This window comes from Amycolatopsis sp. NPDC059235 (assembly GCF_042754125.1).
Lineage (GTDB): Bacteria > Actinomycetota > Actinomycetes > Mycobacteriales > Pseudonocardiaceae > Amycolatopsis > Amycolatopsis albidoflava.
Window position 1 is genome coordinate 63,036 of the sequence record NZ_JBHZAG010000034.1, and the last position, 21,769, is coordinate 84,804.

A 21,769-nucleotide genomic window follows, 5' to 3' on the forward strand; every position below is an offset into this window, starting at 1 on the left:
TGGGTGCGTCCCACGCACCCAATGTGGCATTCGGTGCGCCACATGCACCCAATGCCACATTGGGGCGGGCGCAGGCTGGGGTCAGGAGTCCAGCAACGCTGCCAGCTTCTTCGGCGCCACGTGCCGATAAGCCTCACGCACGATCTGGTCCACCTCGACCCAGTCGACGTCCACGTCAAGCCGCACGCCGAGCCACCCGCGCGGTCCGACGTAGGGCGGCCGGAAAAACCGCTCGGGCTCGGTCCGCACCAATTCCTCCTGTACGCCGGGCGGCGCGGGGCACCAGAACGCGAGCCGGTCGTCGTGGTGCTGGTCGGCGAACATCACGAACGTCTTGCGCCCGCCGACGAACCACGTCGGTTCGCCGTGGCTGAGCCGTTCGGTGGCTTCGGGCAGGGCGAGGCAGAGGGCGCGCAGCTGGTCGAGCGGAGCCATCGGCTCAGTATCCGCGAGTCAGAACACCGTGGCCAGCACGCCGATCCACGCGACCGCCAGCCCGCCGCCCGCGCCGTACACCGCCCAGCGCAGGATCGGCACCTTCCGCCCCAGCCACAGCGACGGCGCGACCCCGCCGGTGACCACCAGCGACGCGATCAACGCAAGCCACGTACTCGTCTCCCGCGCGAGCGTGCCAGCCAGCGCGAGCATCGCCACGATCACCACGGCAGCCGCGAAAGCCGACACCGTAAGCCCGGTAAACCAAGGCGTCGGCTCGTCCGGAGTCGCGGCCCGCGCGGGCTGATCCGGCCGCGGCGGCGGTTCGACCACCGTCTCCACGCCAGTCACCGGGTCGACGAAACGCACCTCGGTGCCCATCACCGCGGCCAGGCGCGCGGCAAGCTGTCGGCCGCGCTGCGACACGACCGAACCCGCGACATCGGCGTCTGACTCGGAACGCGTCACCGCCGACGCGACGCGCGCCCACTCGTGCAGGTCCTGCGCCAGGTCGGCGCCGATCGCGAGCCGGCGCGGGTCGACCTCGCGCGCGTGCTCGCCGCCCGGCCCGGCCAGCACCGCCTGCTCGCCGCGGATCCGCAGCTCCATGGTGCCCCTCCCCGCAAGAAACGTGCCGGGGGTCACTCTAGTGGGGAGACCCCCGCCGAGACTTCGTGGAACGCGATCGCCGCGGCCGTGGCGACATTCAGCGAGTCGACGCCGGACACCATCTCCACGCGGACCGCGACGTCCGCGGCCTCGATCGCCTCGTCGGTCAGCCCCGGTCCTTCGGCACCGAGCAGGAGCGCGATCGGACCCGGCACCTTCTCGCGCAATCCGCGCAGCGGCACGGAATCCGCGCGCGGCGTGAGCGCGGCGACCGTGAAACCCCGTGCCCGCAGCACATCCAGCCCGCCGGGCCAGCTGTCGAAAGTCGCGAACGGGACGCGCAGCACGTGTCCCATCGAAACGCGCACACTGCGCCGGTAAAGCGGATCCGAACAACCTGGACCGAGCAATATCCCGCCGACGCCGAGCGCGGCCGCGTTGCGGAACAGCGCGCCGAGGTTTTCGTGGTCGCCGACGCCTTCGAGAACCGCCAAAACCTGTGCGCTGTCCACGATTTGGGAAACCGCCGGCGGTTCCGGGCGGTCCGCGACCGCGAGCACGCCGCGGTTGAGGTGGAAACCGACCACGTCGGCCATCGTCTCCGCCGACGTCACATACGCCGGCACGTCGACGGCCGCGAGTTCGTTTTCCAGTTCCCGCAGCCGTCTCTCCACGCCGAGCAGCGCTCGCACCGGATAGCGCGAAGCAAGCAGCCGTCCGACCACGACGGTTCCTTCGGCGATCACCAGCCCGCGCCCGCCGGGGCGGTCCGGGCGACGGTCCGCTGTGGACAGGTCGCGGAAGTCGTCGAGCCCCGGATGCGCCCGGTCCTCGGTGAAGATCAGTTGAGCCACATCGGACAGTCTCGCACCCGCCCGAACCCGCGCCGATTGGTCCGAACGCTTGGCGCCATTTACTGCAAACGGCGTATTTTCGCGCAGGGTCAACTTCCGGTGACGGAGAGCACCAGTTTGGCCGCTAGCCCATCGCCACCCGCTGTGCGACGGTGGTCTGCCTGGCGTACTAGCCGCCCAGACCACTGCGGACAGCAGCCAAGGAGCGCGTCGAACAATGGGTACGGATCTCTCGGCACACCCCGGCCGGCTCGATCGCGGACGGTACCGCCGGAAGGTCCAGCGCTGCCTGGACACCCTGGCGCGGATGCTCACCGACGGCAGCTTTTCCTTTCCCCGCAAGAACATCGGCCTCGAAGTCGAGCTGAACCTGGTGGACGGGCAACTGCGTCCGTCGATGACCAACTCGGTCGTGCTGGAGGCGCTCGACGACGACGCGTTCACCACCGAACTCGGCCAGCACAACCTCGAACTCAACGTGCCGCCGCGCCCGCTCGCCGGGGATTCCGCGCTGCGACTGGAAGAAGACCTGCACGCCTACCTCGCGAAAGCCGGGGAAAGCGCGGCCCACACCGGCTCGACGGTGGCCATGATCGGCGTTCTTCCGACGCTGCGCCCGGAACACTTCGACCAAAAGTGGCTTTCCCACAAAACGCGCTATTCGTCGCTGAACGACGAGATCTTCGCCGCGCGCGGCGAGCGGATCGCTCTCGCGATGGACGGGCCCGCGCTGCCCGGGGCCCAGCCGGAACGGCTGCGGCACTACGCGGAGTCCATTCTCCCGGAGGCCGCCTGTACTTCGGTCCAATTACATCTGCAAGTGGCCCCCGAGGAATTCGCGGCGCACTGGAATGCCGCGCAATGCCTGGCCGGCGTGCAGATCGCGGTCGCCGCGAACTCTCCTTTCCTGCTGGGCAAGGCGCTGTGGCACGAAACCCGGATCCCGTTGTTCCAGCAGGCCACCGACACCCGGCCGGAGGAGCTGAAAAACCAGGGCGTCCGGCCGCGCGTGTGGTTCGGCGAACGGTGGATCACGTCGATCTTCGACCTGTTCGAGGAAAACGTCCGCTATTTTCCAGGTCTACTGCCGGAGACTGATCTCGAGGACCCGATCGAAGCACTGGAATCCGGGCAGGCGCCAAAACTTTCCGAACTGCGGCTGCACAACGGAACGATTTGGCGATGGAACCGGCCGGTGTACGACGTCGTCGACGGCCTGCCCCATCTGCGCATCGAAAACCGCGTGCTGCCCGCCGGCCCGACGGTCGCCGACATCGTGGCCAACGCGGCGTTTTTCTACGGCGCGCAACGCGCGCTGGCCGAGCAGGAGCGGCCGGTCTGGTCGCAGATGTCGTTCCAGGCAGCGGAAGAAAATCTGCACGAGGGCGCGCGCAAGGGTTTCGACGCGCAGCTGTACTGGCCCGGCATCGGCTGGATCCCGCCGGACGAACTGGCGCTGCGCGTGCTGCTGCCGTTGGCGCACGAAGGCCTGCGCCGTTCGGACGTGTCCGACGAGGCCCGGGTGCGTTACCTCGGCATCATCGAACGCCGCTGCCTCGCCCGCCGCAGCGGCGCGACCTGGCAGCGGGACTACGTGCTGCGCGCGCACGAACGCGGAGCGGACCGCGAAACCGCGCTCAACTGGATGCTGCGGCGGTACCTCGAGCTCTCCGCGGAAGGCGAGCCGGTGCACACCTGGACGCTCGACGACTGATTCGTTTTGCGCGGTCCCCTAAAGTGTTTCGCACGGGAAGGGGTGGCGCGAGTGCCGAAGGTGCTGGGCGGTTCGCTCGAAGCGCACCGCCGCGAAGTGCGGTCACGGGTGTTCGACGTCGTCCGCGCGCAGCTGTACGAGCGCGGGTTCGACGCGATCACGCTCGCCGGCGTCGCCGCGGAGGCCGGGCTCGGCCGCACCGCGATGTACAACCACTTCCCGGACAAGGAAAGCCTGCTCGTCGCCTTCGTGGAGGACGAGGCCGCGCGGTACGTCGAGCGGCTGCGCGCGGCGGTGGACGCCGAAGCCGACCCCGTCGCCCAGCTGGCCACGTTCGTCCGGCTGCAGCTGCGCGTGCTGGCCGAACACCACCTCCCGCCGGGCACCGCGCTGGAGTCCGCGCTCGCGCCCGCGGCGTATCAGCGGATCAGCGCGCACGCCGACCCGATCATCGAACAGCTGCGCTCGGTGCTGCTCGCCGGAGTCGACGCGGGCAGCTGGCCCGCGCAAGACCTCGACGTGGTGGTCCCGATGATCACCGCCGCCCTGGGCAGCCGCCAGGTCATCGATGTGTCCGCTGACCAGCTGGAAGACGCCATTGAAGCCGCCGTGCGGTTCGTCCGCCGGGCGGTCGGTTCGAGTGAAAACGGTTGATTTTAGGGTAGCCTAAGTGCGGGTCGTGGCCTACAGTTCTTTCTGACAGCTTGTCATAAAGAACGTCGGAGGCCTTTGATGACGGTGACCGCGGACCTCGAAGCCAGCCCGTTCTCCGGACAGCTGCGCGCGTCCACGAGGACAGTGCACGACAAGGCCAATCACTCCACGTACATGAACGCGCTGCTCGGCGGCGAGCTGACGCTGGCGGGCTACGCGGCGCTCGCCACCCAGTACTACTTCATCTACCAGGCCATCGAGCGCGCCGGCGACGCGATGGCCGACGACCCGGTCGGCGGCGAGTTCGTGTTCGAGGAGCTGCGCCGGCTGCCCGCGCTGGAACGCGACCTCGCCCGCCTGGTCGGCCCCGGCTGGCGCACCGAGATCGCGCCGCTCGCCGCCACCGAGGCCTACACCGCGCGGATCGCCGAGGCGTCGCGCTGGTCCGGCGGGTTCGTGGCGCATCACTACACGCGCTACCTCGGCGACATCGCCGGCGGCCAGATCATCCGGCGGCTGCTGGAGAAGAAGTTCGACCTCGCCGAGGCGGGCACGCTCTTCTACCGCTTCGACGAGATCGGCAGCGCCCCCGCGTTCCGCGACCGCTACCGCGCGAAGCTCGACGAGGCACCCTGGAGCGAGGACGACCGCGCCCGGGTGATCGACGAATCCGTGGTCGCGTTCGAGCACAACGTGGCGGTGTTCGACGAACTGGCCCGCGACCTCGCGCAGTACCGCGATCCCTCGGCATGACCCGGGTCACAGCCGGTTGACCTCCACCTAGCTTGAAGTACGAGGCTCGGTTTCAGAAGGCTCCCGCGAGGGAAGCCGCCAAGCAAAACCGCGCGTCGACCAGAAGGAGGGCCCATGGCCCGGTACGAGCTGCCCGAACTCGATTACGACTACGGCGCTCTCGCGCCCTACATTTCGGGCGAGATCAACGAGCTGCACCACAGCAAGCACCACGCGACCTACGTCAAGGGCGCGAACGACACGCTGGACAAGATCGCCGCCGCGCGCGAGGCCGGCGATTTCGGCTCGATCGTGGGCCTGGAGACGACGCTGGCGTTCAACCTGGCCGGGCACGCCAACCACGTGGTGTGGTGGAAGATCCTGTCGCCGGAGGGCGGGGACAAGCCGACCGGCGAGCTGGCGGCGGCGATCGACGAGGCGTTCGGGTCGTTCGACAAGTTCAAGGCCCAGTTCACCGCGGTGTCGACGACGATCCAGGGCAACGGGTGGGGCGCGCTGTCGTGGGACCCGATCGGCAAGACGCTGATCACCCAGCAGCTGCGCGATCACCACAACAACCTGATCCTGCCGACCACGCCGATCCTGCTGGTCGACGTGTGGGAGCACGCGTTCTACCTGGACTACAAGAACGTGAAGCCGGACTACGTCAACGCCCTGTGGAACATCTTCAACTGGGCCGAGATCTCCAAGCGCTTCGACAACGCCGTCGCCGGCGGCAACGGCCTCCTGCTCGGCTGAGGCCCGCTGCGCCCCAGGGGCCCGGCCTCGCCACGGCCGGGCCCCTTTATTTCGCTTGACCTGGAGTGCACTGGAGGTGTGAGAGTGGAACCCATGGACGTCGACGCCTATCTCGCTCGCCTGGACCTGCCGGTGCCTCCGGCGGCAGACCTGGCCGCGCTGCGCCAGCTGCAGGAACGACACCTGATGCACGTCCCGTTCGAGAACCTGAGCGTGCACCTCGGGGAACCCGTCGAACTCACCGAAGAAGCACTCTTCGACAAGCTCGTGCGCCGCCGTCGCGGCGGATTCTGCTACGAGCTGAACGGTCTTTTCGTCGCCCTGCTGCGAGAGCTGGGCTTCGCCGCGACGCTGCACGCGGCTCGCGTCTTCAACGACGCCGGCGTGCCCGGCCCGCCGCTGGACCACGCCGCCATCCTCGTCCAGCTCGACGACGAGCAGTACCTGGTGGACGTCGGCTTCGGCAAGTTCAGCCGGCAGCCGCTGGCACTGTCCGCGGTCGAGCCGCAGAGCGACCCAGAGGGCGACTACCTCATCCTGGACGCCCCGTACGGCGACGTGGACGTCCTGCGCGACGGCAAGCCCGAGTACCGCCTTGAACGCCGCCCGCGGCAGCTGTCGGACTTCGGGCCGATGGCGTGGTGGCAGTCGACGTCGCCGCAATCGCACTTCACGCAGACCCTGACCTGCTCCCGCCCGACCGCCCAAGGCCGGGTGACGCTGTCCGGAGACCGGTTGATCGAGACGGTGGACGGCGTGCGGCACGAGGTGCTGCTGCCGAACGACGAGGCCGTCCGGCTGGCGTATCACGTGTACTTCGGCCTGCGGCTGCGCCGGTTGCCGGTGCGGCCGGGCGAGCATCCGCTCGGGGCCTCTGGCGACGCGCTGACTACGTCGTGAGTGTTCAAGCCGGTTAGAACCGGCCTAGCCACTCACGAGAACCCAGCCACTGGACCCTCTTGCCCCATCCGCCCGGTCCCCCGACCATGAACAGAGCCCCGCCTCCCGGGGTTCCCAGGTTGCGGGGCTCTGTCCGTTCCCGAACTGACTGCCGCTCCCACCACGAAGCGGACATGTATGAGGTTAGCCTAACCTCATCAATGGAAGCAAGACCGTCCCAGCGGAGACCTCAGTCTCACCCGCCCGAGTGACAACTTTCGGCGGCCTCCGCCCTCTTTGACAGCCATTACCGCAGGTCAGACCCGTTCCCGGGGCAGGATCCGCAGGCCGTTGCCGAGCCGCCGGGGCAGCCGCACGCCGCCGCGCCGGATCAGCACCACCGCGCACACCACCGCCGCGATCGCCGAGACCGCGCCGCCGATGTAGAACGGCGACCGGCCGCCGAACGCGTCCGCCATCCAGCCGGTCATCGGCCCGCCGATCGGGTTCCCGCCGATCAGCACCAGCACGTAAATGCCCATCACGCGGCCGCGCATCTCCGGCGACACCGACGTCTGGACCAGCGCGTTCGCCGTGTTCAGGAACGTGATCGTGGCGAAGCCGAGCGGGATCAGCCCGATCCCGAACGCCAGGTACGTCGGCATGAACGCGGTGGCGAACTCGAACACCCCGAGCAGCGCCGCGGACACCAGCATCAGCCGAACCCTCGGCTGGCTCTTCACCCCACGTCTCGCCGAAGCCAGCGCACCGGTGAAGGTGCCGACCGCGACGAGGGTGGACAGCAGGCCGTAGCCGTCGGCTTGGGTGTGGAAGACGTTCGCGGCCACGATCGGCAGCGACGTGAAGTAGGTGATGCCGAACGTGCTGACGAAGAACATCAGCACCATGACGGTCACCAGATCCGGCCGCCCGCGCACGTAGCGCAGGCCCTCCATCAGCTGGCCCTTGGCGCGCGGGATCGCCGGACCGCGGAACAGCTTCGCCGGGTTCATCAGCGCGACCCCGGTGATCACCGCGAGCGTGCTCGCCGCGTTCGCGATGAACAGCCAGCCGGTGCCGACCCAGGTGATCGCGAACCCGGCGATGGCCGGTCCGACGATGCGCGCCATGTTGAAGATCGACGAGTTCAGCGCGACGGCGTTCGCCACCTGGTCGCGGCCGACCATCTCGGCGACGAACGACTGGCGCGTCGGCACCTCGATCGCCGAGGTCGTCCCGAGCATCACGCAGAGCAGGTACACGTGCCACAGCTGGGCCACGCCGGTCAGGTCGAGCACGCCGAGCAGCACGGCCTGCAGGCAGTTCACCGCCTGGATGAGCATCAGCAGCTTGCGCTTGTCGACGCGGTCGGCGAGCACGCCCGCCCACAGCGACAGCAGCAGCGTCGGGATGAACTGCAGCGCGACCGCGACGCCGAGCGCCACCGGGTCGTTGCCCGACAGCGTGAACACCAGCCAGTCCTGGGCGATGCGCTGCATCCAGGTGCCGATGTTCGAGATGACCTGGCCGCTGAAGAACAGCCGGTAGTTCCGCACGCGCAACGACGAAAACATCGTGCGGCGGGTCTTGGTTCCCGATGGGCCGCTAGCTTCCGGGGCGGTCTCAGCGGCGGAAGACGATTTCCCGGCCGGCGCGGAGGTGCCGGGTGGAGCGGAGCCGGACGGCGGCGGTGCCGTGTCCCGGGTAGCAGTGGATTGGGCCGGACATCCTGTTTCGCTACCCGTGGTGGTCACCTGTGCTAGTTCCCCGCCATCCTGTCGATGATCTCCGCGGCTCGGGAGAGCACTTCGAGCTCTTCCTCGCCGAGTTCGGCCAATTGCCGGTCCAGCCACGCCTCCCGCACCGAGATGGCCTTGCGCACGAACGTGAGCCCGTCGTCGGACAGCTCGACGATGGCCTGGCGGCCATCAGTCGGGTGCGGCCTGCGCTCGACGAACCCCATCTCCTCGAGCGCGGCGATGACCCTCGTCATCGAGGGCGGCTGGACGCCTTCCTTCGCGGCGAGCTGACCTGGGGTCAGCGGGCCGCACTTGTGCAGGGTGGACAACGCCGCGATCTGCGTGAGCGACACGTCGTCAGCCACCCGCTGTGCCCGGAGCCTGCGGTTGAGCCGCACCACCGCGAGACGCAAGCGGCTCGCCAAGGAACGCTCGTGCGGGTCGCCGGACATATAGTTAGCATACCTCACGACCTGAGGTTCCGGTTTACGCCGGTCAGCTGAGCGCGGCCTCGATCGGGCCCACTGCGAAGTACGCGACGAACGCCACGGCGATCACCCACATCAACGGGTGCACCTTCTTGGCCTTGCCGGTGACCGCCTGGATCACGACGTAGCTGACGAATCCGGCGCCGATGCCGTTGGCGATCGAGTAGGTGAACGGCATGACCACGATGGTGAGGAACGCGGGCAGCGCGATCTTGAAATCGGTGAAGTCGATGTCGCGGACCTGCGCCATCATCAGCGCGCCGACCACGACCAGCGCCGGAGCGGCCGCCTCGACCGGCACCACCTGATACAGCGGGGTCAGGAACATCGCGGCGATGAACAGCAGGCCGGTGACGACGTTCGCCAAGCCGGTCCGCGCGCCCTCCGCGATGCCGGACGCGGATTCCACGAAGACCGTGTTCGAGCTGGCCGAGCCGAACCCGCCGGCCGCGCCCGCGAGGCCCTCGACGAACAGCGCCTTGCCGACGTTCGGCAGCTGGCCGTCCTTGCCGACCAGTCCCGCTTCCTTGCCGAGGCCGGTCATCGTGCCCATGGCGTCGAAGAAGTCCGCGAGGACGAGGGTGAAGACCAGCAGCACCACGGTGATGATCGGCAGCCGGGTCCACGCGCCGAACGACACGTCGCCGACCAGCGACAGGTCCGGGAGTCCGATGACCTTGCCCGGCAGCGCCGGGTAGCCGAGGTTCCAGCCCTTCGGGTCGGTGCCGTTGGACGGCCCGGCCTTCACGATCGACTCGACCACGATCGCCAGCACGGTCGAACCGAGCACGCCGATCAGGATCGCGCCCTTGACCCGCTTGGCCACGAGAACCGCGGTGAGCAGCAGCCCGACCACGAACACCGCGGTCGGCCACGAGGCGATGGAGCCGCCGATGCCGAGCCCGACCGGCACCGTGGTGTGCGCGTCGTCCGGCAGCCGGCGCACGAACCCGGCGTCGACCAGGCCGATCAGGCAGATGAACAGCCCGATGCCGACCGCGATCGCCGATTTCAGCGCGGGCGGCACGGCGCGGAACACCGCGGTGCGGAACCCGGTGAGCACGAGCAGGACGATGATCACGCCCTCGATGACCACCAGGCCCATCGCCTCCGGCCAGCTCATCTGCGGCGCGATGGTGACCGCGAGCAGGCTGTTGATGCCGAGCCCGGTGGCGATGCCGAACGGATAGTTCGCGACGAGCCCCATCAGGATCGTCAGCACGCCGGCGACCAGCGCGGTCACCGCGGCGACCTGCGGCACCGGGAGGATGTGGCCGAGCACGTCCTTGTGCGCGGACGGGGTGTCCGCCGCGAAACTGCCGATGATCAGCGGGTTGAGGACCACGATGTAGGCCATCGTCACGAACGTGACCACGCCGCCGCGGATCTCCCGCCCGGTGCTCGACCCGCGTTCGCTGATCCGGAAGAAGCGGTCCAGAGTGGACCCCGCCCGTTCGCGCTGCTCCGCCATTTCCCCGCCTGTCTCGCTGTTTCCGTCCGGGTAAACTCTGGCTCGTGGACGAACCGACCAGTGCCCCGGACGCTCCGGCCGCCTTGCGGCACACGCCGGACCTGCCGAAGCGGCTCACCGACCTGACGCCGGTGGTGATCGTAGGTACTGCGCTCTGGCTTGTCGCGCTCGTGGTGCTTTTCTTCACCAGCGGAGGCGTGTGGTTACAGACGTGTGTCGCCGGGATCGCGCTCGGGTTCATCGGGTTCGGGATCATTTTCTGGCAGCGCGCAGCGGCCCGGCGCGGGTCCAAATCGGCGCAGCGGCTTTAGGGCTCGTGCGTGGCTACGCCGGTTCCCACCGGCTTTGCCACTCACGACGTCAGTTCAGCAGGGTGCGCGGCGCGGGGTCTTCCAGCAGCGCGGTGATGCGGTAGCGCTCGCCCCAGTGGTCGCTCGCCCAGGCGAAGGCGCGCGCCAGCCCCTCGGACGTGTCCGCCGCGTGCAGCCGGTCGTCGGACCACCACGGCACCTCAGTCGTTTCGCCGTCGACCGTCACGGTGAGCGGATCGTGCAGCAGCACACCGCCGTCCGGCAGCGGAATCCCGAGCTGGTCCGCGGCAAGCGCGAGGGCAGGCAGGTCCGCCCACGCGACGTACTCGCCGGTGCTCTCGACCTCGGCCTTGAGACTGCTCGCGACCGGGACGTCGAGGAGTTCCGCCAACCGCTCCGGCTCGACCGGCGCGACCAGGATCCTCGCCGGTTCGAGTGCCGCCGCGACCCACGGCACGTCCAGCACCACGGCTTCCTCGACAACGCTCCCGTCCGCCGCGCGGACTCGTGCTGGCGCGTCGACGTCGGACACCGCGATCGGCGCGGCCACCAACGCCGCGTGCGCACGAGCGACCAGCCCCGGCGTTGGCGTGCGCTGCGGATCGCCGAGCCTTTCGAGCAGATCGGTGACGTCTTCCGCGGTCTCCAAATCCAGCCCGGTCCGGACACCGACGGCGCGGAGCAGATCGTCGCTCAGCTCAAGATCCGGCACCGGGTCGTACAGCCCCGCCAGCGCGGTCGCCGAAGGGAGCCGCCACGCGCCGGGCGCTTCCCCGGCCAGCAGGGCGTAGCGCGCGAGCCACCAGCCCGCGTGACCGTCCGGGCTGTGCAGCGCCTGCCACGTTTCCGGCCGCGCCGCGATCAGCCGGAGCGCGTCGGGCCAAGCGTCGTCCGCGACAAGGTCAAGGTCCCGAATGGACACCACGGTGGTCGGCGGCTGCTCGAACGAATCCCACCACTGCTCCTCGTCCGGCAGGTGATGATCGGGTTCGTGCGGCTCCTCGTCCAGCACGACCGCGAACGAGTCGAGCACCTTCGCCGCGACGAGGGTCTCGGCCAGCCAATCCTCGGCGAATTCCTCGTCCAGCACGGAAAGCGCGCCACCGGGCTCGAAAACCTCGGGGTCGATCACTTCCAGCAACGGCGACGTCGGCAGCATCAACTCGTCCGCGCGCCGCCAGCCGTCCTCCGAAGGAAGCGCGAGCGCGCCGATCCACTCCGGTGCCTGGTTGCCGCAATCCGCGACCAGCCGGAGTACCGCGCCGGCGAGGTTCATTCCGTCCAAACCGGACTGAACGTCGGTGACACTGTGCTCCACCGCGTACTGCAGCTGTTCCGCTTCGAGCAGCTGCTGCGCGTCAGCGTGCTTGGCCCCCAGCAGTTCCAGTAATTGGTGCGCCGCGCCCGGATGCACCAACCTCAGCCCCGGAACGTCCACATCGGACAGCAGTTCCCGAAGCTCACTGCTGCCGTCGACGAGCAGCGCGCCCTTGACACCAGGCAACGTCCGCCCGTCCGACAGCGGAACCGGCAGCCCGTCCAGCTGATTCGCGCTGAGCGCGTGACTTTCGACAGCGACCGCCAGCGCGGCGTACAGCTTCTGCCACCAGCCGGGTTCGCGGTCGATGCCAGTCAGGACTTCAAGAACGTCGCCGATACTGAGAATGTTCGCGGAGACTGGCTTGAGCAGTCGCGGATTCGCCTGCACCAGACCCGGGATGACGTCCGCGAGCAACGGAGCCAGCCCGTCGATGTCGAGCACCCGAGCCTGCTGCCCCGAGACTTCTTGACCATCCACTGTGGCCAGCCAAGGTTTCCGCGCGAGCTCGGCGTACACCAGCTCTTTTAGCTTCGCGTCCACAGTGGACTGCGGAAAGCCCGCCGCGGGAACCAGCGCTGGTCGATGTTCTGCCTTTACCGCTCGAACCAGCTCGACATACTCACTCGCTGCTTTCTCCAACGCACGAGTGAGCTCTTCCCCGGGAAGCACTCGCCGCCGAGACGGCTCCAGCGGCACTTCCGCGATCAACCGAGCCGGGAGCGAAAGCCCTTCGTCGGTCGGCGTGGGCGCGTGCAGCAAATCTTCCTCAAGCGGCTGCGGAACCTCGTCGGCGTCGACCGGAACCGCCCAGGACCCGTGCTTCAGCCAACGCTTGTGCCCGCTCGGCGAAGTGATCTCGACGATCTCCTCGCCGCTTCGAGTCCACTTGCGACCGTCCACTTCGGCCTCAGCGAGCCACGGGAGCGCCAGCAGGAGATCCTCGATCTCGTTCGCCAGCCCGTCGAGCAGCGCTTGCCCGGACTCCCTGAGCGGCAACCGCACTTCGGTGACAAACCCGTCGGCCGGCTGTTCCTCGATGGGAAACGGCAGCCGCAACACCGGAACGTCGCCGGCCCGTCCGGATTCCTCCCGCGTGCGCTGCGCCGAAAACGCGACCCCGCCGGTAGCAGAGATGACTCGCGGCTCGTCCGTGACAGTGAGAACGGCCGCGAAGCCGACCCCGAACCGCCCGACAGTCCCTTCTTTAGCCGACGCCCGCAACGACGCCAGCGACTCGACACCCCGGTTGTCCAACGGCGCGCCGGTGTTCGCGAACCGCAACTCACCGTCCACAACGGACACCCGAATCCGCCCCGGCTCGCCGGCGATCTGCGCGGCGTCGGCGGCGTTCTGCGCGAGTTCGACGAACAGCCGATCGCGGTAGGCGCCGACGCGAAGGTCGCGCTCGGAGTTGGTGTCCTCGATGAAGCGGGTGGGCGAGTCGCGCCAGGCGCTCAGGACCGCTTCCCGCAGGCGAGCTGTCCCGAAAGGATCAGCCGCTCCCCCAGCGACTTCGCTCACCGGAGGACATCGCTCCCGTCGGAGCCGTCGCCGTGCTGCTGCGCGGAGTTCTCTTCGCCACCGGCCGGAGCAGCGACCGACTCGACGACAACGTCCGCGGCAGTACCCGCCGCCGAAGCCTCGACAACACCCTCGACCGGCTCGGGAGCAGCGCTCGCCGCCGGTTCTTCAGTGACGACCGGCTCGGCAACCGCACCAGTCTCCGGCTCTCCGGACTCGGCGGGCGTCTCCGCGGTAACCGGCTCGGCGGCAGTGTCTGCCGTCGAAGACTCAACAGCGACCGGCTCGGCAGCATCCGCAGCCGACTCCTCAGCAGCCACCGGCTCGGCCACCGCATTCTCAACCGGCTTCTCGCCCGCCGCCTCCGGCGCAACCTCCGCCGCAACCGGCTCGCTCGCCGTCGCCTCCTCGGTCGCAGTCTCCGCCGCAACCGGCTCGACCGCGTCCGAAACCTCAGCCGCCTCCGAAGCAGCAGCCTCCTCAACAGCCACTTCCGCGGCCGCCTCCGGCTCCACCGCCGCCACCGCCGCGGTCTCCTCAGCCGCAGCAGCCGCCGCTTCCTCCACCACGACTGGGTCCGCGACGACCTCCGGCTCCGGGGCAGGCTCCGGAACCGGCGTGAAGTCGATCAGCGAATCGTCGTAAACCAGCTCCGCGACCGGGACCGAGGAAGTCACCTCGACCCGCACCTCCGAGTGCGCCCCGCACCCGTAGGCCACGTCCACGACATGCCCGTCCGCGGGCGCGATGTCGTTCGTGCACGCACCGAACGCACCGCGCAGCGAACCCGCCAGCGGCACGAAGAAACCACAGGTCCCGCAGGTCGCGGGGGCGCTTCGGGCCATGTCCGAGCGCGGGCCGAACTCGCCGCCGTGCCAGCGGGCGGCCGCGTCGGACCTGCCGTAGCGCGAGAGGACCTGCACCCGGCCGAGGCCGACCTCGTGGGCCGCTTCCTCGACGGCCGGGTCGTCCGACTGGAGGTACGCGGGCGAAAGGCGCGGGTCGTCCTTGTCCGCGGGGAACAGGTCGCCGACGCCGAGGTCGCCTGCGCGCACCCGCTGCTCCCACGGCACCCAGGCGGGCGCAACCAAGGCCTCGGGGCCCGGCTGCAGCACCAGCTCACTTACCGTGACCGGCTCGTCCGGTCCGGCCACCGCGACGGTGACCGACCAGCGCCAGCCCCGGTAGCCGGGCACCGACGCTTCGAAGAGGTGGCTCGCGGAAACCGCGTCCTCGCGCCCCACCCCGACGTGCTCGCCGACCTGTTCAGCGGGGGCTTCCGCCAGTACGGCCTCCCGCGCGACCGCCACGGCGTCCGCGAGCTTCCGGTGGAGAGAGCCGTCGTCCAGGGTCAACAGCAGCGTCATACCCCCAATTGTGCCGCACGCATCCGCGCCGCCCGTGCCAGGCTGTTCCTCGTGCGAACCCGGATCGTCTGGCCCCTGGTGGCCGCTGCCCTGCTCGGCGGATGCGCGGGCACTCAAGCCACGCCCGCCCAGCCCGAACGGCTCACAGTCCAGGTGCTCGGGACGCTGCCGCACGACTCGACCGCCTTCACCGAAGGGCTCGAGTACTCCGGCAGCACGCTCTACGAAAGCCGCGGCCTCGAAGGGCAGTCCGCACTCACCGCTGGCCCGGCCGGCGGAACACCAGCCAAACAGGTGACAGTTGCTTCGCCGTTGTTCGCCGAGGGCATCACCGTGCTCGGGCCGAAGCTGTGGCAGCTGACCTGGCGGGACGGAATCGCCATCGAACGCGACTCCCAGACGCTCGCCGAGCTGCGGCGCGTGCATTACGACGGCGAAGGCTGGGGTCTTTGTCACCAGCCCAACGGGCGGCTGGTGATGAGCAATGGGTCGTCGCAGCTCACGTTCCGTGATCCGCAAACGTTTGCGGTCACCGGTTCCGTCGAGGTCGGCCAGGATCAGCTGAACGAACTGGAGTGCGTCGGCGACACCGTCTACGCAAACGTTTGGCAGACCGGCACCATTCTGCGCATCGACGCCAACACCGGACGGATCACCGCGAAGATCGACGCGGGCAGGCTCCGCACGCCGACCCGGCCCGGCGAGGACGTGCTGAACGGCATCGCCGCGATCCCCGGCACGGACGAATTCCTCCTCACCGGGAAGCTGTGGCCGTCGTCGTTCCGCGTGAAGTTCGTCCCGGAAAATCAGCGAACCGGCACGTGAGCGGGCGGCGCGGGACCCCGATGAGGCAGGATTGAACCGTGGCACTCTTCAGCTCGCGCTCCGGTTCCGACAGCCCCCTCGGCGGGCAGTCGGGCAAAGGCCGTGGGAAGAAGAAGCGCCGCTGGACTCCCGAGCCCGGCGCGGCGCAGGCCCGTTCGTGGCGCGACACCCCGCCGACCCGGGTCGATCAGTCCGTTGACCAGCGCGTTCGCCAGGCTCCGCCGCAGTACGCGCCGGAGCCGCCAAGGGCCCGGCCGGAGCGCATCCCGCCCGAACCGCCCCGCGGCCGCCCGGCCGAACCGCGGACCGAGCACGTCGATCAGCGTCCTCCGCGCGCTTACCCCGGGCGGCCGGAGCCGCGCAGCGCGTTCTACGACGACGCGCCGCCGTTCCCGCCGAACGCCGAGGAAGCACCCACTGGCGCGGTCCCGATGGGACACCGTCCGCCGCCGCCCCCGCGCGGTGCCCGGCCGTACCCGCCTCGCGAGCACCGCACCGAGCCCGTCCACCCGCGGCCGTACGACGACCGTCCCGGCAGCGCCGGTTACGAGCACTACGACACCGGCGGTTACGCGGGCGAGCCCCGCGTCGAGGACGAGCAGGACGAGGCCTTCAACACCACCGCGGTCGCCGGCGCGGGGTCGGTTCCGAAGCTGCCGAAGAAGCTCACCGTCACGCGGGTCGCCGCGCTGCGCAGCCGTCAGCTGAGCGGGAAGGCGGTCGGCGCGTTCCAGCGCGCCACCAAGGCAGACGGTGCGGACAAGTCCGGTCTCACCTCGCTGATGTACGCGGTGATGCTGAACTATGCCAGCGACGCGGCGATGGCGATCGCGCTGGCCAACACGCTGTTCTTCGCCGCGACCAGCGGCGAGAGCAAGGGCAAGGTCGCGCTGTACCTGCTGATCACGATCGCGCCGTTCGCGCTCGTCGCGCCGGTGATCGGCCCGGCGCTGGACCGGATCCAGCGCGGCCGCCGGCTGGCGATGTGCGTCTCGTCGGTCGGACAGGGCCTGATGGCCGTGGTGATGGCGCTGCACTTCGACGACTGGCTGCTGTACCCGGCGGCGCTCGGGATGATGGTGCTCTCGAAGTCGTTCACCGTGCTGAAGGCGGCGGTCACGCCGCGCGTGGTGCCGCCGGAGATCACGCTGTCGAAGACCAACGCGCGGATCACCGTGTTCGGCCTGATCGCGGGCGGCGCGTTCGGCGCGCTGGCCAGCGGCGTGAGCGGCCTCACCAACTCCTCCGGCGCACTGTGGTTCACCGCCGCGATCTGCGTGGCCGCGGCCGTGCAGTCGATGCGGATCCCGGCGTGGGTCGAGGTGACCGAGGGCGAGGTCCCGACGTCGCTGTCCGCGCGGCCGGAGCCGAAACAGAAGCGGCAGCGCCAGCCGATGGGGCGGCACATCGTCGTTGCCTTGTGGGGCAACGGTTCCGTGCGCGTGCTCACCGGGTTCCTGATGATGTTCGCCGCCTTCGCGGTGAAGGCGCAGACCGAGCACGCCGGGCACAGTCCGTTCGTGCAGCTGCTGTTGCTGGGCATCATCGGCGCGGCGGCGGGCGTCGGCGGATTCGTCGGCAACGCGCTGGGGTCGCGGCTGCACTTCGGTTCGGCGGACCAGGTGATCGTGGCCTGCGTAGCGGCCTGTGTCGTGACGACGTTGATCGCGACGCTGCTGCCCGGCCTCGCCACAGCGGCGATCGTGGGTCTCATCGGCGCGACGGCCAGTGCGCTGGCGAAGATCAGCCTCGACGCGGTGATCCAGGAGGATCTGCCGGAACAGTCGCGCGCGTCGGCGTTCGGGCGTTCGGAGACGGTGCTGCAGCTGTCGTGGTGCTTCGGCGGCGCGGTCGGGCTGCTGCTGCCGCCGACGTACTGGATCGGCTTCCTCACCGTGACGCTGCTGCTGGCAGTCGGCCTGGCGCAGACCTTCCTGGTGCAGCGCGGCGGTTCGCTCCTGCCCGGCCTCGGCGGCAATCGCCCATTGCGCCCAGAGCCGACGGGCAGCTTCCCCGCTCCCGGCCCGGCGCGAGGCCGCCGGTAATCTCGGGCCATGCGACGTTCCCGGGTGGTGGCCGTGCTCGCGGCCGGTGGTTTCGCGGTGGCCGGCTGTTCCGCGCCCGGCCCGGCCGAGGTGACTTTCTACGCCGACGGGCACACGATCACCGCCGCCCCGATCGGCAACTGCGACATCAAATCCGGCGTCTGCGCGGCCAACCCCGGCGCGACGGGCAAGCTCAAGGTGCGCCCTGGCCGGTCGGTGCAGATCTCGGTGCCGAAGGAAATCGCCGAGACGCCGTGGAAAGTCACCGTGCAGTTCGTGAACAGCAAGGGCGAGCCGCAGCCGCTCAAGGAGGAGATCATCACCTCCCGCGACCGCTACGCCTACACCGCGACCCCGCCCGCGAAGGACGACCAGATCGTGGTGGTCGAGATCGCGCAGGCCTCGGTGATCAGCCGCACCGGCGACCCGAACGACGCCGAAGCGGTCACGACGGCGCTGTGGTCGCTGCAGGTCCAGCCTGCCTGATTTCTTCGCAAAGCAGTGAAGAGCTCCGCGCCGGGATTCCCGCGCGGAGCCCTTCACCGTTTTTCAAGCGGTGGCGTGGCCGATCACGGGTCGAGGTCGCGCGCGACCGCGCGCATGATCTCCGCGATCTGCTTCGTGTTCTTGCGATCCGGGTACCGGTTGCGCCGCAGATCCGGCTGGACCTTCAGCTCCAGCAGCTTGATCATGTCCTCGACGAGGCCGTGCAATTCCTCCGCGGGACGGCGGCGCGCCTCGGCGACCGACGGCGGCGGGTCCAGCAGCCGGACGGAGAGCGCCTGCGGCCCGCGCCTGCCGTCGGCCACGCCGAACTCGAGCCGCTGGCCGGCTTTCAGGCCTTCCACGCCCTGCGGCAGCGCGGCCTTGCGGATGTAGACGTCGGCACCGCCGTCTTGCGTGACGAAACCGAACCCCTTCTCCGCGTCGTACCACTTGACCTTGCCGGTCGGCACTTCCCTCACCAGTCCTTCTGCTGTGCAGGTCACGACGAACGCGCCCCGAGCGATCTCGAGGCGCGCGTCCGACAAGCGTATCTCGCCACAGGCGCTGGGGAGAAGCGGATAGTCCCGTTACTCTCACCCCATGGAGAACGCAGCGAAGCAGACCGGCAAACCGATCCTCATGCGGCTCGGCATCGGCCTGTTCGCCATCGGCATGCTCGCCGTGGCGACGGTGTTCGTGCTGTTCGCCGCCGGACTCGAAAACCTGCCGGTGTGGCTCAGCGCGGCCGCCGGGGTGATCACCCCGCTCGGCCTGCTGCTCGGGCTCATCGCCCTGATCCAGGAAGCCCGCGCCGGGAAGCACGGCTGAGCTGGGGTTACACCGCGGTCTCCACGAACGTCCTGGCGAACCACTCCGGGAATTCGACCAGCGAATCGAACACCACGTCCGCACCCTCGGCGGTCAGTTCCTCCCGGGTGCACGGCCCGGTCGCCACGCCCACTGACACCGCGTTGGCCGCTCGCGCGCCCCGTACGTCGCCCAGGTGATCGCCGACGTACGCCCGCGCCCCGTGTTCCAGCAGGGCCGCCGCCTTCTGCGTGGACCACAGCTCGCCCACCAGGTCGTCGACTTTCATGCCCAGCGCGTCGAGGTGCATCTGCGCGTTGGGCCCGTACTTGCCGGTGACCACGAGCGCCCGCCCGCCCGCCGCCCGGACCGCCTCCAGCGCCTCGGCCGCGCCCGGCAGGGCGACCGTGCTCGGCACGACCGTCTCCGGATACAGCTCGCGGAACTGCCAGATCAGCTCGGGAATCCGGTCCTCCGGCGCGCCGAACTCGCGCAGCGCCTGGTCGAGCGGCGGCCCGAGGTTGGCGGCGAACGCCTCTCCGTCGAACGGCAGCCCGGACTTCTTTCCCAGCGCGTTCATCGCCGCGACCATGCCCGGCCGCGGGTCGATCAATGTCATGTCGAGGTCGAACCCCACCGTGATGCCCACGTCCCACACGGTAGCCGTCCGCACCGACAATTCCGGCGGGCATTTGTACACGTACACCATCCAGGTAAAGGTTCTTGACACAGAATCAGTCTGTGTCAAGCTGGCGGTGTGACCAGCTTCACCGAGCGGACCAAGGCGACGCTTCGCGAGACGCTGCTGGACGCGGCCGCGGATCTTCTCCCGGACCGCGGCCACCAGGGCCTGCGAATGGCCGACGTGGCCGCGAAAGCCGGGGTCAGCAGGCAGACGGTCTACAACGAGTTCGGCAGCAAGGCGGCGCTCACGCAGGCCGTCGCGCTGCGCGTCGCGGCGGAATTCCTCGACGGCATCCGCTGCCGGTTCGAGGACGCCGAGAGTTTGCTCACGGGCATCCGCGGCGCAGTCGTCTACACGATCGAACACGCCAGGGAGAACCGGCTGATCGCCGCGGCACTCGGCACCGAGGCCGGCGAGGATCTGCTGCCCCTGCTGACTTCGCGCGGCGAACCGATCCTCACCGCGTCGGCCGAACTCGCGACGCAGCAGTACCTCGCGCTCGAACCCCGGCTCACGGCCGACGCCGCCGCACTGCTCGCCGAAACGGTGGTCCGGCTGTCGCTGAGCCACCTGGTGCTGCCGACGCACACCGCGTCCGAGGCCGCCGAGTCGGTCCTCGCGGTGCTCGCCCCCGCCATCGACCAATTCGTCCACAATGGAGTGAAACGAGAGGGCCAGTCATGACCGAGACGCTTCCGGAGCTGCGCAGCGGATTCTCGTCCCTGCGCAAGGGCGGGCTGAACTGGGACTCGTTCCCGTTGCGGCTGTTCGTCAAGGGCAACAAGAAGTTCTGGAACCCGGCGGACCTCGATTTCAGCCAGGAACGCGCGGGCTGGGAAAGCCTGACGCCCGAACAGCAGCGCTCCACCACCTACCTCGTGGCGCAGTTCATCGCGGGCGAGGAGGCGGTGACCGAGGACATCCAGCCGTTCATGCGCGCGATGTCGTCCACCGGCCGGTTCGGCGACGAGATGTACCTGACGCAGTTCTGCTTCGAGGAGGCCAAGCACGTCGAGGTCTTCCGGCGCTGGATGGACGCCGTCGGGCTGGACGACGACCTGCACTCCTACGTCGCGGAAAACCCGCACTACCGCAAGCTTTTCTACGAGGAGCTGCCGCAGTCGCTGCGCGCGCTGGAGGCCGATCCCAGTCCGCTCAACCAGATTCGTGCGAGCGTGACGTACAACCACGTGATCGAAGGCAGCCTCGCGCTCACCGGGTACTACTCGTGGCAGCTGATCTGCACGCAGAACCAGATCCTGCCGGGAATGCAGGAATTGGTGCGCCGCATCGGCGACGACGAACGCCGCCACATGGCGTGGGGCACGTTCACTTGCCGCCGGCACGTCGCGGCGGACGACGCGATGTGGGACGCCGTGCAGGAACGCATGGGCGAGTTGCTGCCGCACGCGCTCGGCATGATCCAGTGGGTGCAGGACCAGTTCGAGGAAGTCCCGTTCGACAACGACCCCGAGGAACTGATCCAGTACGCCGCCGACCGCGCCCAGCGCCGCCTCGGCGCGATCGAATCCGCGCGGGGCACGCCGGTCGAGCAGATCGACCTCGACTACTCGCCTGAGCAGCTCGAGGACACTTTCGGCGAGGAAGACGAAAAGGCCCTCGCTGAGGCCGCCGCGGCCGCTTCCGCCTGACCCTCTTGTGAGTGTTTATGCCGGTTCTAACCGGCATAAACACTCACAAGGCCGCGGTGCTCTACGGGTTCGGGTGGTGCGCGGTCTTGCGCCCCAATGTGGCATTGGGTGCGCTGAACGCACCGAACGCCACATTGGGTGCATCTGACGCACCCAATGCCACATTGGGGTTTTCTCGGTAGTGGGGAGCGGCGTGGCGTGATGCGGTGTGGCGAGTGTCGGCCGCATCGCCGCAGCTGCCAGCGGCCCCGCGCCGCATGCCACCGCGCAGCCCTGCGAGAAGACCCCCGTTTGCGCGGGGTTCTCGCGTCGCGCGGCCGGCCTGACGCGTGATGCCGAGGTCCGTGAGGGGAACCCTGAGGGGGGCGTGGTTGCGGAAGGGTACCCACAAGGGCGTTATGGGGGGGGGGGTGCC

22 protein-coding genes are annotated in these 21,769 nt (G+C 69.2%); 12 read left to right on the forward strand and 10 right to left on the reverse strand.

The features are described from left to right. Positions 1-81: 81 nt before the first annotated feature. Genes ACFXI3_RS22715 through ACFXI3_RS22725 form a run of 3 tightly spaced genes read right to left on the reverse strand, consistent with a single transcriptional unit; the run spans position 82 to position 1,898 of the window. On the reverse strand, positions 82-435 hold the full coding sequence (locus ACFXI3_RS22715; protein ID WP_378401913.1) for an MmcQ/YjbR family DNA-binding protein: 354 nt from the start codon (positions 433-435) through the stop codon (positions 82-84). An 18-nt stretch (positions 436-453) separates the two neighbouring features. Next, positions 454-1,044 carry a DUF2537 domain-containing protein gene (locus ACFXI3_RS22720; protein ID WP_378401915.1) on the reverse strand — a complete coding sequence of 197 codons (591 nt, stop codon included), beginning with the start codon at positions 1,042-1,044 and terminating at the stop codon, positions 454-456. A 32-nt stretch (positions 1,045-1,076) separates the two neighbouring features. Next, positions 1,077-1,898, reverse strand: coding sequence for a TrmH family RNA methyltransferase (locus tag ACFXI3_RS22725; protein WP_378401917.1), 822 nt, complete (start codon positions 1,896-1,898; stop codon positions 1,077-1,079). 217 nt (positions 1,899-2,115) lie between these two features. Between ACFXI3_RS22725 and ACFXI3_RS22730 the strand changes: the two genes are divergently transcribed. The 5 genes from ACFXI3_RS22730 to ACFXI3_RS22750 all read left to right on the forward strand — a co-directional run bounded on the left by ACFXI3_RS22730 (position 2,116) and on the right by ACFXI3_RS22750 (position 6,657). Then, complete coding sequence (locus ACFXI3_RS22730; protein WP_378401919.1) at positions 2,116-3,612, forward strand: glutamate-cysteine ligase family protein; 1,497 nt, start codon at positions 2,116-2,118, stop codon at positions 3,610-3,612. Between the two features lie 51 nt (positions 3,613-3,663). Next, a complete protein-coding gene (locus tag ACFXI3_RS22735; protein WP_378401921.1) occupies positions 3,664-4,266 on the forward strand; it encodes a TetR/AcrR family transcriptional regulator in 603 nt (200 codons plus the stop codon). A 78-nt stretch (positions 4,267-4,344) separates the two neighbouring features. Continuing rightward, positions 4,345-5,019, forward strand: coding sequence for a heme oxygenase (biliverdin-producing) (locus ACFXI3_RS22740; RefSeq protein ID WP_378401923.1), 675 nt, complete (start codon positions 4,345-4,347; stop codon positions 5,017-5,019). 114 nt (positions 5,020-5,133) lie between these two features. Then, positions 5,134-5,757 (forward strand): superoxide dismutase, encoded by a 624-nt coding sequence (locus ACFXI3_RS22745; protein ID WP_378401925.1) that lies wholly within the window; start codon positions 5,134-5,136, stop codon positions 5,755-5,757. Positions 5,758-5,850: 93 nt separating this feature from the next. Continuing rightward, positions 5,851-6,657 (forward strand): arylamine N-acetyltransferase, encoded by an 807-nt coding sequence (locus ACFXI3_RS22750; RefSeq protein ID WP_344264773.1) that lies wholly within the window; start codon positions 5,851-5,853, stop codon positions 6,655-6,657. 296 nt (positions 6,658-6,953) lie between these two features. Here ACFXI3_RS22750 and ACFXI3_RS22755 read toward each other — a convergent pair whose 3' ends face one another. From ACFXI3_RS22755 to ACFXI3_RS22765, 3 genes are all read right to left on the reverse strand, one after another. Further along, positions 6,954-8,210 (reverse strand): MFS transporter, encoded by a 1,257-nt coding sequence (locus tag ACFXI3_RS22755; protein WP_344264778.1) that lies wholly within the window; start codon positions 8,208-8,210, stop codon positions 6,954-6,956. Between the two features lie 185 nt (positions 8,211-8,395). Then, the gene (locus ACFXI3_RS22760) at positions 8,396-8,827 is read right to left on the reverse strand and encodes a MarR family winged helix-turn-helix transcriptional regulator (protein WP_037807762.1); all 432 of its coding nucleotides are present in this window, start codon (positions 8,825-8,827) and stop codon (positions 8,396-8,398) included. A gap of 43 nt (positions 8,828-8,870) precedes the next feature. After that, entirely contained in the window at positions 8,871-10,334 is a 1,464-nt protein-coding gene (locus ACFXI3_RS22765; RefSeq protein ID WP_378401927.1) for an NCS2 family permease, read from the reverse strand. Positions 10,335-10,417: 83 nt separating this feature from the next. Between ACFXI3_RS22765 and ACFXI3_RS22770 the strand changes: the two genes are divergently transcribed. Beyond that, positions 10,418-10,645, forward strand: a complete 228-nt coding sequence (locus ACFXI3_RS22770) for a DUF2530 domain-containing protein (RefSeq protein WP_344266641.1) — start codon at positions 10,418-10,420, stop codon at positions 10,643-10,645. Positions 10,646-10,694: 49 nt separating this feature from the next. Here ACFXI3_RS22770 and ACFXI3_RS22775 read toward each other — a convergent pair whose 3' ends face one another. Both ACFXI3_RS22775 and ACFXI3_RS22780 read right to left on the reverse strand, forming a co-directional pair. After that, positions 10,695-13,487: a sacsin N-terminal ATP-binding-like domain-containing protein gene (locus tag ACFXI3_RS22775; protein WP_378401929.1), complete on the reverse strand. Its 2,793-nt coding sequence runs from the start codon at positions 13,485-13,487 to the stop codon at positions 10,695-10,697. Next, complete coding sequence (locus tag ACFXI3_RS22780) at positions 13,484-14,854, reverse strand: DUF3027 domain-containing protein (protein ID WP_378401931.1); 1,371 nt, start codon at positions 14,852-14,854, stop codon at positions 13,484-13,486. The genes ACFXI3_RS22775 and ACFXI3_RS22780 overlap by 4 nt, the downstream gene beginning before the upstream one ends. Before the next feature lie 51 nt (positions 14,855-14,905). Between ACFXI3_RS22780 and ACFXI3_RS22785 the strand changes: the two genes are divergently transcribed. Genes ACFXI3_RS22785 through ACFXI3_RS22795 form a run of 3 tightly spaced genes read left to right on the forward strand, consistent with a single transcriptional unit; the run spans position 14,906 to position 18,210 of the window. Then, positions 14,906-15,679 (forward strand): glutaminyl-peptide cyclotransferase, encoded by a 774-nt coding sequence (locus tag ACFXI3_RS22785; RefSeq protein ID WP_344264795.1) that lies wholly within the window; start codon positions 14,906-14,908, stop codon positions 15,677-15,679. Positions 15,680-15,717: 38 nt separating this feature from the next. After that, a complete protein-coding gene (locus ACFXI3_RS22790; RefSeq protein ID WP_344264798.1) occupies positions 15,718-17,724 on the forward strand; it encodes an MFS transporter in 2,007 nt (668 codons plus the stop codon). A gap of 9 nt (positions 17,725-17,733) precedes the next feature. Beyond that, positions 17,734-18,210, forward strand: a complete 477-nt coding sequence (locus tag ACFXI3_RS22795; RefSeq protein ID WP_344264801.1) for a DUF2771 family protein — start codon at positions 17,734-17,736, stop codon at positions 18,208-18,210. A gap of 83 nt (positions 18,211-18,293) precedes the next feature. On the opposite strand, the gene ACFXI3_RS22800 is transcribed toward ACFXI3_RS22795, so the two are convergent. Further along, positions 18,294-18,680, reverse strand: a complete 387-nt coding sequence (locus tag ACFXI3_RS22800) for a cold-shock protein (protein WP_240601315.1) — start codon at positions 18,678-18,680, stop codon at positions 18,294-18,296. Between the two features lie 130 nt (positions 18,681-18,810). Here ACFXI3_RS22800 and ACFXI3_RS22805 point away from each other — a divergent pair, with 130 nt between their 5' ends. Then, a complete protein-coding gene (locus ACFXI3_RS22805) occupies positions 18,811-19,038 on the forward strand; it encodes a hypothetical protein (RefSeq protein WP_037807785.1) in 228 nt (75 codons plus the stop codon). A gap of 7 nt (positions 19,039-19,045) precedes the next feature. On the opposite strand, the gene ACFXI3_RS22810 is transcribed toward ACFXI3_RS22805, so the two are convergent. Next, positions 19,046-19,666 carry an HAD family hydrolase gene (locus tag ACFXI3_RS22810; protein ID WP_378401942.1) on the reverse strand — a complete coding sequence of 207 codons (621 nt, stop codon included), beginning with the start codon at positions 19,664-19,666 and terminating at the stop codon, positions 19,046-19,048. A 108-nt stretch (positions 19,667-19,774) separates the two neighbouring features. On the opposite strand from ACFXI3_RS22810, the gene ACFXI3_RS22815 reads away from it, so the two are divergent. Then, complete coding sequence (locus ACFXI3_RS22815; protein ID WP_344264809.1) at positions 19,775-20,386, forward strand: TetR family transcriptional regulator; 612 nt, start codon at positions 19,775-19,777, stop codon at positions 20,384-20,386. After that, positions 20,383-21,354 carry a R2-like ligand-binding oxidase gene (locus tag ACFXI3_RS22820; protein WP_378401934.1) on the forward strand — a complete coding sequence of 324 codons (972 nt, stop codon included), beginning with the start codon at positions 20,383-20,385 and terminating at the stop codon, positions 21,352-21,354. Before ACFXI3_RS22815 ends, ACFXI3_RS22820 begins: the two co-directional genes overlap by 4 nt. The last annotated feature ends 415 nt before the right edge of the window (positions 21,355-21,769 follow it).

Excerpts from the sequence above, each read along its gene's own strand:
- ACFXI3_RS22715 (WP_378401913.1), bottom strand. The coding sequence starts at position 435 with ATGGCTCCGCTCGACCAGCTGCGCGCCCTCTGCCTCGCCCTGCCCGAA.
- ACFXI3_RS22720 (WP_378401915.1), bottom strand. The coding sequence starts at position 1,044 with ATGGAGCTGCGGATCCGCGGCGAGCAGGCGGTGCTGGCCGGGCCGGGC.
- ACFXI3_RS22730 (WP_378401919.1), top strand. The coding sequence starts at position 2,116 with ATGGGTACGGATCTCTCGGCACACCCCGGCCGGCTCGATCGCGGACGG.
- ACFXI3_RS22740 (WP_378401923.1), top strand. The coding sequence starts at position 4,345 with ATGACGGTGACCGCGGACCTCGAAGCCAGCCCGTTCTCCGGACAGCTG.
- ACFXI3_RS22745 (WP_378401925.1), top strand. The coding sequence starts at position 5,134 with ATGGCCCGGTACGAGCTGCCCGAACTCGATTACGACTACGGCGCTCTC.
- ACFXI3_RS22750 (WP_344264773.1), top strand. The coding sequence starts at position 5,851 with ATGGACGTCGACGCCTATCTCGCTCGCCTGGACCTGCCGGTGCCTCCG.
- ACFXI3_RS22755 (WP_344264778.1), bottom strand. The coding sequence starts at position 8,210 with ATGTTTTCGTCGTTGCGCGTGCGGAACTACCGGCTGTTCTTCAGCGGC.
- ACFXI3_RS22760 (WP_037807762.1), bottom strand. The coding sequence starts at position 8,827 with ATGTCCGGCGACCCGCACGAGCGTTCCTTGGCGAGCCGCTTGCGTCTC.
- ACFXI3_RS22765 (WP_378401927.1), bottom strand. The coding sequence starts at position 10,334 with ATGGCGGAGCAGCGCGAACGGGCGGGGTCCACTCTGGACCGCTTCTTC.
- ACFXI3_RS22780 (WP_378401931.1), bottom strand. The coding sequence starts at position 14,854 with ATGACGCTGCTGTTGACCCTGGACGACGGCTCTCTCCACCGGAAGCTC.
- ACFXI3_RS22795 (WP_344264801.1), top strand. The coding sequence starts at position 17,734 with ATGCGACGTTCCCGGGTGGTGGCCGTGCTCGCGGCCGGTGGTTTCGCG.
- ACFXI3_RS22805 (WP_037807785.1), top strand. The coding sequence starts at position 18,811 with ATGGAGAACGCAGCGAAGCAGACCGGCAAACCGATCCTCATGCGGCTC.
- ACFXI3_RS22820 (WP_378401934.1), top strand. The coding sequence starts at position 20,383 with ATGACCGAGACGCTTCCGGAGCTGCGCAGCGGATTCTCGTCCCTGCGC.